We start from the raw sequence: 14,211 nt of genomic DNA on the forward strand, positions 1-14,211 counted from the left end.
GTCAGGCCTGGCCGAGCTGCCGCTGGACCTCGGCGGCGTTCGCCTTGTTGGCGATGATCGCCGGCAGGAACGTCTGGGACGGCAGGCTCCTGTCGCCGTTGAGATAGCGGGCGACGTTGAGCACGGCGGTCCGGCCGATCGCGGCGGGCTGCTGCGCCGCCACGGCGCCGGCCGGCGCGTTCGGATCCTTGACCAGCGCCAGGACCTCGGGCGTCCCGTCGACGCCGTAGGTGCGGATCTCGGTGCGGCCCGCCGCGATCAGCGCCTGCGTGGCGCCGAGCTGCGGGATGTCCCAGGCTGACCAGATCGCCGCGATGGAGCCCTTTTCGGGATACTTGCTGAGCAGCGCGGTGATCTGCCCATAGGCGTCCTGCACCGTGTTCGGGATCACGTCCCGCAGCTCCGGCTGGACGATGCTGGCCTCCGGGTAATACTTCAGGACGGTCTTGAGCTCCGTGTAGCGGATCTCGCAGACCGGGACGCCGGCGAAGCCGTTGAACACGACGATCTTGCCGCGGCCGTTGATGTCCGAGACGAGCTGCAGCGCCAGCTGCGCACCGAGCGAAAAATTGTCCGAGGTCGCCGTGTTGATCACGTTGGTCGAGGGCAGGTCCACGGAGAAGACCGGGATCCCGGCCTGGCGCAGCTTCTTCAGCCACGGGTCGACCACCGTCAGGGTCCCGAGCGTCTGGATGACGGCATCGGGCTTCTGGGTCACGAGGGTCTGCAACTGGCTGACCAGCGCCTTGTCGCTGCGCCCGGCATCGAGTCCGATCGGCGTGCCGCCGAGTTCCTTCACGGTCTCGACCTGCGCCTGATAGGCCTTGAGGTCGAAGAAGTGATCCGTCCCGGCGACGCTGATCGCGATGGTCTTGCCCTTCAGCGACAGCTTCTCGTCGGCTCCGGCGGCCGGCGCGGCCTCGCCAGCCCGGGCCGTGCCCTGGACCAGGGACGCGGCGCCCAGGGCCGCGCCCATCTGCATCAGGGTGCGTCGTGACGGATGCGCGCGCGTGTCAGACATGGCTCTCAAAATTCCGGCCCATCGGTCGGGCGATCGGGGCGCATCAAGATCGTTCCGAAATTGCCGGATGATCAATCGGGTTTGTTCGCGCGTTCTTGGAACAAAATTCTCACTCAATCCGATGGTGCAAGGCAAAATCACTTCGCCTCAGGACCAGATTGTATGTCTATCGGAGGATCACATCTTCCAGATGGCACAAGCGGCGCGGCCTCTCGCTTGACTTGCACGGGTGTTTGCTTTCGCTTGCACCCCGTCGTGTGGCTCGCCTGCCGGCTCGGCCCGGATTGAACGCCCCGCGACTGCCCGATTCCGTCCCGAGACCCCGCCATGCCGATCGCCGCGCCGACACCGCCCTTCGCGCTTCATCCGCAGGCGCACCGCATCGCCTCCGAGGCCGAGGCGCTGCGGATCGCGCGCGATCTGGCCGCCGATTTCGCCACCGGCGCCGCCGAGCGGGACCGCGAGCGGCGCCTGCCGGTGGCGGAACTCGACCGGTTCTCGGGCTCCGGCCTGTGGGGCATCACGGTGCCCGCGGCCTATGGTGGCCTGGGCGCGAGCTTCGTCACGGTGGGGGAGGTGATCGCCCTCGTCTCGGCCGCCGACCCGTCCCTGGGCCAGCTTCCGCAGAACCATCTCGCGGCGCTCGACGTGATCCGGGTCACGGCCTCCGAGGCGCAGAAGCGGCTCTGGTTCGACCGGGCGCTGCGCGGCTATCGGCTGGGCAACGCCTTCTCGGAGCGTAACAGCCGCCATGTCGGCGCCTTCGAGACGACTTTGCGCCGCGACGGCGAGCATTTCGTGGTCGAGGGCGACAAGTTCTACGCCACCGGCGCGCTGTTCGCCCACTACATCCACATCGGCGCGGTCGACCCGGAGGGCCGGGTCCACCTCGCCATCGCGGACCGCGACGCGCCGGGCCTCACGATCACCGACAGCTGGTCCGGATTCGGACAGCGCACCACGGCGAGCGGCGACGTCACCCTGCGCGGCGTGCGCGTGGGCGCCGAGGCCGTGATCCCGGCCTGGCGGGGCGGCGAGGCGCCGTCGTCGAACGGGGCGGTCTCGCAGTTCATCCAGGCGGCGGTCGATCTCGGCATCGCGCGCGGCGCCCGCGACGAGACGATCCGCTTCGTCCGGACGCGCGCCCGGCCATGGATAGACAGCGGCCGTGAGCGGGCCACGGAAGATGTCCTGACGATCCACCAGATCGGCGATCTCACCGTGAAGCTGCGCGCGGCCGAGGCCATGCTGGCCCGGGCCGGCCGCGCCATCGACGCCATCCTGGACGCGCCGACCGATGCCGCGGTCACGGAGACGGCGGTGGCGGTGGCCGAGGCCAAGGTGCTGACCACGGAGATCGCGCTGCTCGCCGCCGACAAGCTCCACGAGCTGTCCGGCACGCGCTCGGTTCTGGCGGCCGACAACCTCGACCGCCACTGGCGCAACGCCCGCACGCACACGCTGCACGACCCGGTGCGCTGGAAGTCCTTTCACATCGGCAACCACGCCCTGAACGGCATCGCACCGCCGCGGCACGCCTGGAGCTGAGGGGCGGGGATCGTCCCGGAAAGCTCCGCGTATCTCCGGCCGTTCCGCTCTTCCGGCGACGATGCGCGAACCGTCTCGCCCGTAGCACGTCCCGACCCCTGCGGCGTCGCGGCCCGCCCCTTGCCTGCTTGGACATGATAGCGAAACAGGCTTGGCGTCCGGTGCGCCGGCACGCGACGCGAAGGGGCCGGCCTTGCGCCGGCCGGCGGAGACCGCATGGGCCTCGTCCTCTACGCTCTCAAGTTCCGGATCACGACCTACGTGCTCGCCGTGCTGATGATGCTCGGCGGCGTCGGCGCGCTCATCGTCACGCCCAAGGACGTGCTGCCGGTCGTCGACATCCCGGTGGTCGTCGTGGTCTGGACCTATACCGGCCTGTCCACGCCGGAGATGGAACAGCGCATCACGACCTATGCCGAGTACGGCATCTCCAACAACGTCAACAACATCCGCCGCATGGAGTCGACCACGCTCCAGGGCACGGCGGTGCAGCGGATCTACTTCGATCCGGCGGTCAGCATCGATCTCGCCATCGCCCAGGTGGTGTCGTCGACCAACTCGATCCGGGCTGCGATGCCGGCCGGCACGCAGCCGCCGATCATCGTGCGCTACTCGGCCTCCTCGGTCCCGGTGATCCAGCTGGCCCTGACCTCGGCCAAGGACAGCCTCAACCAGGTCTACGACTACGCCCAGTACCGCATCCGGCAGACGCTCGCGCAGGTGCCGGGCTCGACCCTGCCGGCGCCGTTCGGCGGCGCGCCGCGCCAGATCATGGTCGATCTCGACCTCAACGCCCTCCAGGCGCTCGGCCTGACGCCGCTCGACGTCACCAACGCCATGACGGCCCAGAACCTCACGGTGCCGTCGGGCCTCGCCAAGATCGGCGAGCAGCAATACCCGATTCAGCTCAACGCCACGCCGCCCTCGATCGAGACCCTCAACCTCGCGCCGATCAAGGTGGTGGCCGGCCAGCCGGTGCTGATGCGCGACGTGGCCTATGTCCGCGACGGCGGGCCGCCGCAGATCAACGTGGTCCGGGCCGATGGCGGCCAGGCCGTGCTGATGCAGGTGATCAAGAACGGCAACGCCTCGACGCTGAACGTCGTCAACAACGTCAAGGCGGCGATGCCGACGATCCGGGCCGCCGCCCCCGAGGGCATGACGATCAAGCCGCTGTTCGACCAGTCGGTGTTCGTCTCGAACGCGATCGAGGGCGTGCTGCACGAGGCGGCCATCGCGGCGGGGCTCACGGGGCTGGCGATCCTGCTGTTCCTGGGCTCGTGGCGCTCGACCCTGATCGTGCTGATCTCGATCCCGCTCTGCGTGATGACCTCGCTCGCCGTACTGGCGGCGCTGGGCGAGACCATCAACGTGATGACGCTGGGCGGCCTGGCGCTCGCGGTCGGCATCCTGGTGGACGACGCCACGGTGGCGATCGAGAACACCTACCGGCTGTTCGAGGAGGGCGAGGAGTTCCGCGAGAGCGTGGTCCACGGCGCCGCCGGCATCGCCAAGCCGGCTTTGATCTCGACCCTGTCGATCTGCGCCGCCTTCACGGCGGTGTTCGCGCTCACCGACACGCCAAAGTACCTGTTCACCCCGCAGGCGCTCGCGGTCGTGTTCGCGATGCTGACTTCCTACCTGCTGTCGCGCACCCTGGTGCCGCTCATGATCGACGTGATCGTGGCGCCGGAATATGCCCAGAAGCATGCGAAGGATCGGGACGAGCGCGCTCCGCCCCGCCAGGGCCGCATCGCCCGAGCCTTCGGCCTCGTCTCCGCGCCGCTGTTCCACCTCGCCGGTCGCGTCCACGGGGTGTTCGAGCGCGGCTTCACCCGGTTCCACCGGGGCTATGTCGGCCTGCTCCACGTGGTGCTGGGCCGGCGGCTCGCCACACTAAGCGTCGTGGGCTTCGTCCTCGGGATGACCGGATTGCTGTTCGTCTTCGTCGGCGAGGATTACTTCCCGGAGATCGAGGCCAGCCAGATGACCCTGCATCTGCGCACCCGCACCGGCATGCGCATCGAGACCACCCAGCAGGTCTTCGCCGAGGTCGAGGACACGGTCCGCACGGTGATCCCGCCGGGCGAGATCGAGCAGATCCTCGACAATATCGGCCTGCCCTCGACCAACTACAACTTCGCCTTCTCGGACGGCTCGTTCGTCTCCTACAACGACGGACAGATGCTGATCAGCCTCAAGGAGGGGCACGGCTCGGTGGCGCTCTACAAGAAGCGCCTGCGCGAAGTGCTGATGAAGCGCTTCCCCGACCTGACTGTCTATTTCCAGCCCGCCGACATGATCACCCAGATCCTGAATTTCGGCGTCATCACGCCGATCGACGTGCAGGTCTCCGGCCGGAACAAGGAGAAGGACCTGGAGGTCGCCCAGCGCATCGTCCAGCGGCTCAAGCACACCAAGGGCCTGGTGGACGTCCACCTGCAGCAGATCGTCAACGAGCCGCAATTCTACGTCGAGGTCGACCGGCGGCTCGCCTCCGAGCAGGGGCTCACCGAGCAGCAGGTGGCGCAGAACATGAACATCTCGCTGTCGGGCAGCTACCAGGTCACGCCGAATTTCTGGCCCGACCCCAAGACCGGCATCCCGTACCAGCTCTGGGTGCAGACGCCGGAATACCGCAACGCCTCGCTCACCGACCTGCGCAACACGCCGATGTTCGTGCGGGCGGCCGCCACCTTCGGCACCGGCCCGGGGGTGCTGACCCTGCTCTCGAGCCTCGCCGAACTGCGCCGGGTGCCGACCCAGACGGTGATCAACCACGTCAACATCCAGCCCACCTTCGACATCTTCGCCTCGGTCCAGGACCGCGACCTCGGCTCGGTGGCCCGCGACATCGACGCGATCGTGCAGGACGAGCAGAAGAACCTGCAGGCGCCCGACAAGATCACCGTGCGCGGCCAGATCGAGAACATGCGCTCGGCCTTCTTCCGCCTGGAGATCGGGCTCGGGATCGCGCTGATCGCCGTCTACCTGCTGATGGCGGTGAACTATCAGAGCTGGGGCGACCCGTTCGTGGTGATCGCGGCCCTGCCGATGGCCTTCTGCGGCATCACCTTCGCGCTGTTCATCACCGGGACCGCCTTCTCGATCCCGTCGATCTTCGGGGCGATCATGTCGGTGGGCATCGCCTCGGCGAACTCGATCCTGCTCGTGACCTTCGCCAAGGAGCACCGGGAGGCCACCGGCTGCAGCGCCCTGGAGGCGGCGATCACCGCCGGCGAGACCCGCCTGCGGCCGGTGCTGATGACCGCCTCGGCGATGTTCTTCGGCCTGATCCCGATGGCGCTCGGCACCGGCGAGGGCGGCGAGCAGAACGCCGCGCTGGCCCGCGCCGTGATGGGCGGCATCGCCTTCGCCACCCCGGCGACCCTGCTGCTCGTGCCGTTCCTCTACGTGCTGCTGCGCAGCGGCCCCGCGCAGCCGGTGCAGGATTATTTGGAGGCGGAGGGCAGCGCTGCGGCGGCTGCGTGAGGGGCCACGTCACGCAGCCGCCGCCCTTCAGAATCGTGCGATGATCTGCGCCCGGATCGTGCGCGGGGCGCCCGGCGTGATGTTGTTGTTGTTGTCGGCATTGAAGATGTAGCGCCGGTCGAGCAGGTTCTCGATGTTGATCTGTGCTCGAACGTCCTCGTTGATCTGATAAAACAATCCGAGGTCGAAGCGTGTATAGCCGGGCAGGCGCACGGTGTTGTCCGACGCGGCGAAGGTATGGGAATAATTCAATATTCCGATGCCCACTGAAAAATCGCGCGTCACATCGAACTTGTTCCAGAGCGTGAACGCGTTGAACGGAACGAGGCCGACCTTGTTGCCCGCCACGATGATCGCAGAGGTGGCGCTGGCGATGCGTGCGTCGGTGAAGGCGTAGCCGCCCGCGATCTGCCACCAATCGGTGACGTAACCGTTCGCGCCGATCTCGAATCCCTGCGTGTTGGTCTTGCCCGACAGGATGAAGAAGCCGGGATTGTTGGGATCGGCCAGCCGCTGGTTGTAGCGGTCGAGGTTGTAGGCGGCCGCCGTCAGCTGGAACCGCGGATTGACGTCGTATTTGATGCCGACCTCGGTGTTCTCGAACTGCTCCGGCTTGGCGATGACCAGACCCGGCGTGAAGTTGCCGATCTGGTCGCCGGAGGACGGGAGATAGGAAACGCTGTAGCTCGTGTAGAGGGCGAGGTTGGGCAGCGGCTTCAGCACGAGACCGGCGCGCGGCGAGATCGGATCATCGATCCGGTTGTTGGTCAGCAGCGTCCGCCGGTCCGTGGATGAGAAGTCGAAATGATCGTAGCGCAGGCCGCCGACGATCTGCAGCCAGTCGGTGATGTCGATCTGGTCCTGCGCATAGACCGCCGCGAGACCGAGATTGTAGCGCGCGTTGGCATCCGTGGTGCCGTTGTTGCGCAGGAACGTGGGCGCGAATGTCAGGGGGCGAAGCGGGTTGACGACGACGCTGCTCGCCAGGTTGTTCCCGAAAAACAGCGACTGCCGGTAGGCGATCCCGTCCTGATAGCCGAGCTCGAAGCCGCCGAGCAGCGTGTGCTTGATGTCGCCCGTGAGGAACTTGTACGTAAAGTCGTTCTGGCTGAAGTAATTCGTCCGCGGCGTTTCGTTGCGATAGCCCGTGATCGTCACGGCGGTTCCGGCGGCATTGACGGAGCTGCCCGGCAAAGTATTGATATAGTATCGGTCGTAATCCGCAAATCGCAGCTGGCTGTGCATGTCCACGCCGGAATCGAACTGGTGATCGAGCTGTGCCGTCAGAATATTCGCATCGACCTTGGTGAAATTGACGTTGGGGTTTCCAAAGAATGTTCGAATGTTGTTCTTGTATTGATACGGTCGTCCGAACTGCGAAGGGATGCCCCGGTCGGGGAAGCGGTTGTCGTGGAAGTACTCGTAGGACAGCTTCAAGGTCGTTTGCGGATCGATGACGATCGTTGCTGTCGGATTGATCCCGTAGCGCGTCAAGTCACCGAATTGCCGGTAGGTCCCCGAATCCTCGAACATGCCATTGAGACGGAAGAACACGCTGTCGCTGATCCGGTCGCCGACATCGACGGCCACGCGCTTGTCGCCGAACTGGCCGCCGCCCGCCACGATCTCGCGAACGCGATAACCGTCCGCCTCCTTGAGCACGCGATTGATGACACCGCCGCCGCCGCCGCGGCCGAAGATGAGCGAGTCGGGCCCCTTCAGGACTTCGATGCGTTGGATGTTGTACAGATCGCGGAAGTATTGGACGTCATCACGGACACCGTTGACGTAAAAATCGGCACTGGTGTTCTGGCCGCGAATGATGACCTGGTCGCGGTTGCTTTCACCCTGCGCCGGGATCACGCCGGGCACGAAGCGCAGCTGGTCGGTCAGGTTCTGATAGTTTTGGTCGAGGAACTGCTCGCGCGGTATGACGGTGATGGATTGTGGGATGTCGAGGACCGGCGTGCTCGTCTTGGTGGCGGTGCGCGTCTGTTTCGTCAGATAACCCACCGTCACGCCGCCTTGCGGCTCCGGGCGCACGCTTTGGCTCTCCACGCTCAGCTGACTCAAGGTAACGGCGCCGGCATCTTCCGCAGGAACGGCGATCGGTTGTGCTTGGGCCGCGCCGGCCAGGAACGTACTGGACAGCAGAAGGCCTGCCAGTCGCCGCGCGAAGATATTGGTCATGGCATTCCCCGCGGCTTCACACGGAAGCCGGCCAGATCTGATTTTTAACAAGGATCAAGGCGGGGATTAATGGCGCCGTTAAAATACAATCAATGCTTAATCCGGCTGTGTCCTGGATTTTTAAATAGAACCAGTCCTAGAACGATTACAAATCGTAATTCATGCCGCTCGCGGGGATCGCGATTTTCCATGGGTGTTGAATTGTAATTCTTAAAAACTGGAAACGTTTTGGCCGAACTGTTGCGGAGTTGTAACGCCGGATTGGGGGATCGCCTGCTGCGCGCAGGCCGGAGCCGCGGCGCGGTCGAGCGTCGGCAGTCCGCCGGGGGGCTTGGCCGGCGGCCTTGTCCGGAGGCCTGCGGGGCCGCTCCGGGCCGGCGCTGCTCGCCCCGGACGGCCGCGCGATCCGACCGCCATTGGCGGCGGTCCGGAGCGGATCCACCGCCGGCGGACCGACCTGGCGGAGCCCGGGCGCCTGATTGGGGCCGTTCGCGCCGTCGATGCCGGCGCGGGTCGATCCGCCGAACGCGCCGATCGGTTCGCGGGGGCGGACCGAAAACGGCCGCCCGTCATCCCGGTGCGGCCGGAGGCGCGAGGCCTCGAAGCCGCCGACATGCCCAGGCGGCGATCCTCGCACCCCCGGGGGATGGCACGGGGCTGCCGCTCAGGGACTCGCGCGAGACCCCGGGAACCGGCCCCGGCCTCCGAGGCGCCGCTCAGCCCTCCTTGAAGCCGTATTCCGGCGTGTCGTCGTCGTTGCCGTAATACTTGTACGGCAGGAACTTGCCCGACATGGTCAGCTTCACCCGGTCGCCCTTGTTGTTGGCCTCCCGGGCCATCTCCATGTTGAAGTCGATCGCCGACATGATGCCGTCGCCGAACTCCTCCTGGATCAGCTCCTTGAAGGTCGTGCCGTAGACCATCACCAGCTCGTAGAACCGGTAGATCAGCGGATCGGTGGGCGGCATCGCCGGGATCGAGCCGCGATAGGGCGCCTCGTTGAGCATCCGCTCCTCGGCGGCCGTGAGGCCGAACAGCTCGGCGGCCCGCTTGGCCTGGGCCTTGGGCAGCTTCATCTGGCCCATGCAGGCCGCGGTGATCAGGAACGGCGAGAGGCCGCCGATCGCCTCGTGGATATGCGCCCAGCTCCAGCCCTTCTCGCGTTTGATGTCGAGAAGCTTCTCAGTCAGGTCGGCGCGCTTCATTCTGGGCTCCGTGTTGATTTGTCAGGCTGGTTCGGGTGAGGCCGCGAGGGGCGAGCGGCCTCACCCCACCCCGGGCGGGGTGCGCACCCGGACCGGAACCGACGGGGGGCGTCGGTCGGCGCCGGGCACGGAACGCGGCCCGCGGTCTCGGCTGAGACGCGCGGAAACGCGCGGTTGCAAGGGCTGCGCCAGCCAATTCTTCGCAGAGATCACAATTCGCGACGCACCGGATGTTTCCGCTGCGAAGAGACTGCGAAGCGTGGTTTCAATGCACCGGACCGGCGGGAAGCGCGCCGGCATGGCCGGAAACGCTTGCATCCGCGGCGTGTTTTCGGACCATGCGCCCTCGTGTCTCGGAGGCAGGCTTTGGACGGGGACGATCAGGACGAACAGAGGGCGGGCGCATCCGCGCCCCCGGCGCCGTGGGAATTCGTGCTGCCGGAGGAGACGGCCACGGAGGATCTCGGCCTGTTCCTGTCGGAATTCCTGCTCCCGGGCGACGTCGTGGCGCTCTCGGGTGGTCTCGGCGGCGGCAAGACCACCCTGGCGCGGGCGGTGATCCGCGAGCTCGCCGGCGATCCGCGCCTGGAGGTGCCGAGCCCGACCTTCACGCTGATCCAGCCCTACACGGCCCGGGACGGCCGGGCCATCGTCCACGCCGACCTCTACCGCCTGCGCGATCCCGACGAATTGGTGGAGCTCGGCTTCGACGAGATGGCCGAGGACGCCATCACCCTGGTCGAGTGGCCCGACCGGATGCCGCCCCGCGACGGCCCGGTGCTGACCATCGACCTGTCCCTGCGGGCCGAGTTCGGCGCCGAGGCCCGCCTCGCCCGGATCGACGGCACCGGCGGCATGCGCGCCCGGCTCGACCGGGCCCGGGCGGTGCGCCGCCTGCTCGACCGCAGCGGCTGGGACATCGCCGAGCGGACCCTGATGCAGGGCGACGCCTCCTCCCGCGCCTACGAGCGCCTGACCAAGCCCGACGGCACCAGCGCCGTGCTGATGATCGCCCCGCCTCGCCCCGACGGGCCGCCGGTCCGCGACGGCAAGCCCTACAGCGCGATCGTGCACCTGGCCGAGAGCGTCCACGCCTTCGTGGCCCTCGACCGCGGCCTGCGGGCGCTCGGCTTCTCGGCCCCCAAGATCTACGGCGAGGACCTGTCCGAGGGCCTGCTGATCCTCGAGGATCTCGGCCGGGAGCCTGTGGTCGAGGGCGGCGCGCCCCGGCCCGAGCGCTACACCGAGGCGGTGCGCCTCCTCGCCAAGCTCCACGCGACGCCTCTGCCCGCGGTGCTGCCGGTGGCGGACGGCATCGAGCACGTCCTGCCTGTCTACGACGAGGCGGCTCTGCTGTTCGAGGCCGAGCTGATGCCCGAATGGTACGCCCCGGCGATCCGGAACGTCACCCTGTCGGAGGGCGCCCGGGCCGAGTTCGTGGCCCTGTGGCGCACGGCCCTGCAGAACGCGATCCCCGACCGGGCCACCTGGACCCTGCGCGACTACCACTCGCCGAACCTGATCTGGCTGCCCGAGCGGGAGGGGCTGGAGCGGGTCGGGCTGATCGATTTCCAGGACGCCGTGATGGGCCACCCGGCCTATGACGTCGCCTCGCTGCTGCAGGATGCCCGGGTCGATTCCAGCGCCGAGTTCGAGCTGCGGCTGCTCGGCCTCTACGCCCGGGAGCGCCGCAGCCGGGACCCGGCCTTCGATGTCGGCGCCTTCGCCACCGCCTACGCCCTACTGGCGGCCCAGCGCGCCACCAAGATCTTAGGGATCTTCGCCCGGCTCGAGCGGCGCGACGGCAAGCCCGGCTACCTCGCCCACCTGCCGCGGATCGAGGGCTATCTCACCCGCAACCTCGCCCATCCGGCGCTGGCCGAGCTGCGGGCCTGGCACGCGGCGCATCTGCCGGGTCTCGTCGCCCCCGAGGAGGAGGCCTGAGCCCGCAGGGCTCCGCCCTGCACCCGCAAAAGGTCCAAGACCTTTTGAAACCATGCCTTTTGAAACCATGACTTGCAACGCCTGATCCGGATTCCCGCATGAGCGAGCCCGCCCCCGCCGTCACCCGTGCGTTCGTGCTGGCCGCGGGCCTCGGCAAGCGCATGCGGCCCGTGACCGCCACGGTGCCGAAGCCCCTGGTCGAGGTGGCCGGCAAGGCGCTCCTCGACCACGCCCTCGACCGGGCCGCCGAGGCCGGGATCGAGACGGCCATCGTCAACGTCCATTACCTGCCCGACCTGATCGAGGGGCACCTCGCCCGCCGGACGGGCGGGCCCGCCATCCAGGTCTCGGACGAACGGGCCGCGCTGCTGGAGACCGGCGGCGGCATCCGCAAGGCGCTGCCCCTCATCGGCGACGCGCCCTTCGTGGTGCTGAACTCGGATTCGTTCTGGCTCGAAGGCCCGGCGCCCAATCTGCGCCGGCTGATCGACGCCTGGGACCCGGAGCGCATGGACGCCCTCCTGCTGGTCGCCCCCACCGCCACCAGCCTGGGCTACGACGGCGCAGGAGATTTCGTCATGGATGCGGACGGCCGCCTGGAGCGCCGCGGCGAGCGCGAGGTCGCCCCGTTCATCTACGCGGGCGTGGCGATCCTGCAGCCCGGCCTCTTCGCCGACACGCCGGACGGCGCCTTCTCGCTCAACCTCCTGTTCGACCGGGCGATCGCCACCGGCCGCCTGTCCGGCATGCGCCTCGACGGCCAGTGGCTCCATGTCGGCACCCCGGAGGCGATCCGAGCGGCCGAGGAGCGCGTCCGCGCGAGCGCCCGGACCCCGTAGCGCCGCCCGCTCCGCATTCGGCGTAATCGGTCTCGCCAAACAGTCTTGCCAAGCCCGATCCGAGCCTCTAGAAGCCCCTTCACACCGGCGGGCCAAGCCCCCGCCGCCGTGACAGGCGCCCGTAGCTCAGCTGGATAGAGCACCAGACTACGAATCTGGGGGTCAGAGGTTCGAATCCTTTCGGGCGCGCCATCACTTAGCTGTCATTCCACAATTCGCCGAATGCACCCGCGTAACGCTGTGGGGTAGCAGCGCAACCATCCGGTGATGGCTGCCGATCGCGCGAGCGATACTTGAACGTATGCCCTCTATCATGCGGCATCGAAGTTCGTTGCGTCGTACCAGCCGGGCCCAGTTCTTCCACATGATGCGGTGGCATCTCTGGGATCGGTCCGCACAGATCCTCGGCCGCGCTTGGTCACTCGGAAACAGTGGTTCCACTGGCACTGTCGGAACGGCGTCGTTGAATCTCGATCATGACCGGCGACCATGACGGTCCCGAGGCCAAACGTGTCCATCAGGTCGATGGCGTCGGGGGCCAATCACCGCCCATCACAGCGTTCCCCGTAAACTGTTCACGGACAATTGAACGGTTTGCAGGCCGGAACGGGGGGCGGCCAGCGTTGTTCGCTTGGAAACCGAATCGCGCCGGAGTCCCTGACCTTGCAAGCACCTGTCCGCTACAGCCCCGATGTCGAGCACGTGCAGCCCGACGAGGGTAAGACCATCGCAGGACTGAACGAGACCTTCGACACCATCCTCAAGACGGTTGCCGAGGATTCCGGCCATGCCGTCCGTTCCGTCCACGCCAAGGCGCACGGCATCCTCGAAGGCGTCCTTCGGATCGATCCGGACCTGCCGCCGGAACTGGCCCAGGGGCTGTTCGCCAAGCCCGGTGCGCACAAGGTCTACATGCGGCTGTCGACCAATGCCGGCGACATCCTGCCCGACGCGGTCTCGCTGCCCCGGGGCCTCGCGCTGAAGGTTTTGGATGTCGAGGGCGAGCGCCTGCCCGAGGCCGAGGGCACGACCCAGAACTTCATTATGGTTAACGGCAAGGTCTTCCAGGCCCCGAACGCCCAGAAGTTCCTGGGCAGCCTCAAGCTGCTCGCCGGCACCACCGACCGGGTCGAGGGCCTGAAGGTCGCCGCCTCCACGGTGCTGCGCGGCGTCAACAAGGCGCTGACGGCCGTGGGCATCGAGAGTCCGACCCTCGGCTCGCTCGGTGGCGCGCCGAATGTCGATCCCCTCGGCGAGACCTATTACAGCGTCACCCCGTTCCGGTACGGCGACCACATCGCCAAATTCTCGATCGCGCCGGTCGCCCCGGGGCTGACCGCGCTCACCGGCACCGAGATCGACGCCTCCGGCCGACCGAACGCGATCCGCGAGACGGTGCGCTCCGAGATGACGGGGATCGAGGGCGTGTGGGAATTCCGGGTCCAGCTCTGCCGCGACCTTGAGCGCCAGCCCGTCGAGGACCCGACCATCGAATGGAGCGAGGACGAGGCGCCGTTCCAGCGGGTCGGCCTCATCACCGTCCGCCCGCAGGACAGCTGGGACGAGTCCCGCGTCCGCACCGTGGATGAGGAGATGCGCTTCAGCGTCTGGACCGGGCTCGCCGCCCATCGGCCGCTGGGCAACATCAACCGCGCCCGAAACGCGCCCTACCGGCACTCGGCCGAGTTCCGCCAGCGCTTCAACGGCTGTCCGATCCACGAGCCCGGCGCCGGGCGCTAAAGGAGGCCGGCATACGCCATCCGATCGTGGCGGCGGCCGTCGCCATTGTCTTGCGTGGCGCGTCGCGGGTTCAGGCGGACAGCGGCAGGGTGCTGCCCAACGCCTTCGCCTGCGCAACCGGCGAGGCCCGCTGAAGGGGCGCCGGCTCAGGAAGCGCGAGAAATTCCGGCGGGCGCTTCGCCCCCGGGAGGGGCGAAGCGCCATCGGAGTTCCCATCTAAGGGAGATGACGG

Annotated in this window: 8 protein-coding genes and 1 tRNA gene; 6 read left to right on the plus strand and 3 right to left on the minus strand. The window is 67.6% G+C overall.

Translation table 11 applies throughout. From position 1 onward, the window contains the following. Position 1: 1 nt before the first annotated feature. A complete protein-coding gene (locus tag BM228_RS05890) occupies positions 2-1,021 on the minus strand; it encodes a sugar ABC transporter substrate-binding protein (protein ID WP_092038081.1) in 1,020 nt (339 codons plus the stop codon). Between the two features lie 327 nt (positions 1,022-1,348). Between BM228_RS05890 and BM228_RS05895 the strand changes: the two genes are divergently transcribed. Both BM228_RS05895 and BM228_RS05900 read left to right on the plus strand, forming a co-directional pair. Further along, on the plus strand, positions 1,349-2,569 hold the full coding sequence (locus BM228_RS05895) for an SfnB family sulfur acquisition oxidoreductase (protein WP_092038082.1): 1,221 nt from the start codon (positions 1,349-1,351) through the stop codon (positions 2,567-2,569). 216 nt (positions 2,570-2,785) lie between these two features. Next, positions 2,786-6,061 (plus strand): efflux RND transporter permease subunit, encoded by a 3,276-nt coding sequence (locus BM228_RS05900; protein WP_092038084.1) that lies wholly within the window; start codon positions 2,786-2,788, stop codon positions 6,059-6,061. A gap of 27 nt (positions 6,062-6,088) precedes the next feature. On the opposite strand, the gene BM228_RS05905 is transcribed toward BM228_RS05900, so the two are convergent. Together BM228_RS05905 and cynS are read right to left on the minus strand one after the other, a co-directional pair. After that, positions 6,089-8,251: a TonB-dependent receptor gene (locus tag BM228_RS05905; RefSeq protein ID WP_092038085.1), complete on the minus strand. Its 2,163-nt coding sequence runs from the start codon at positions 8,249-8,251 to the stop codon at positions 6,089-6,091. Between the two features lie 716 nt (positions 8,252-8,967). After that, positions 8,968-9,456 (minus strand): cyanase, encoded by a 489-nt coding sequence (cynS, locus tag BM228_RS05910; protein WP_092038087.1) that lies wholly within the window; start codon positions 9,454-9,456, stop codon positions 8,968-8,970. Positions 9,457-9,822: 366 nt separating this feature from the next. Here cynS and tsaE point away from each other — a divergent pair, with 366 nt between their 5' ends. From tsaE to BM228_RS05930, 4 genes are all read left to right on the plus strand, one after another. Beyond that, positions 9,823-11,400, plus strand: a complete 1,578-nt coding sequence (tsaE, locus tag BM228_RS05915; RefSeq protein WP_092038088.1) for a tRNA (adenosine(37)-N6)-threonylcarbamoyltransferase complex ATPase subunit type 1 TsaE — start codon at positions 9,823-9,825, stop codon at positions 11,398-11,400. A 98-nt stretch (positions 11,401-11,498) separates the two neighbouring features. Further along, a complete protein-coding gene (locus BM228_RS05920) occupies positions 11,499-12,239 on the plus strand; it encodes a nucleotidyltransferase family protein (protein ID WP_092038090.1) in 741 nt (246 codons plus the stop codon). Positions 12,240-12,354: 115 nt separating this feature from the next. Then, positions 12,355-12,431: transfer RNA gene (locus BM228_RS05925), tRNA-Arg, on the plus strand. A gap of 471 nt (positions 12,432-12,902) precedes the next feature. Continuing rightward, positions 12,903-13,979, plus strand: coding sequence for a catalase family protein (locus BM228_RS05930; protein WP_092038092.1), 1,077 nt, complete (start codon positions 12,903-12,905; stop codon positions 13,977-13,979). Positions 13,980-14,211: the final 232 nt, after the last annotated feature.

It is taken from the genome of Methylobacterium pseudosasicola (assembly GCF_900114535.1).
Classification (GTDB): domain Bacteria; phylum Pseudomonadota; class Alphaproteobacteria; order Rhizobiales; family Beijerinckiaceae; genus Methylobacterium; species Methylobacterium pseudosasicola.

Bases quoted from the DNA above. Each gene is read 5' to 3' on its own strand.
- BM228_RS05890 (WP_092038081.1), bottom strand. From the start codon at position 1,021: ATGTCTGACACGCGCGCGCATCCGTCACGACGCACCCTGATGCAGATG.
- BM228_RS05895 (WP_092038082.1), top strand. From the start codon at position 1,349: ATGCCGATCGCCGCGCCGACACCGCCCTTCGCGCTTCATCCGCAGGCG.
- BM228_RS05900 (WP_092038084.1), top strand. From the start codon at position 2,786: ATGGGCCTCGTCCTCTACGCTCTCAAGTTCCGGATCACGACCTACGTG.
- BM228_RS05905 (WP_092038085.1), bottom strand. From the start codon at position 8,251: ATGACCAATATCTTCGCGCGGCGACTGGCAGGCCTTCTGCTGTCCAGT.
- cynS (WP_092038087.1), bottom strand. From the start codon at position 9,456: ATGAAGCGCGCCGACCTGACTGAGAAGCTTCTCGACATCAAACGCGAG.
- BM228_RS05920 (WP_092038090.1), top strand. From the start codon at position 11,499: ATGAGCGAGCCCGCCCCCGCCGTCACCCGTGCGTTCGTGCTGGCCGCG.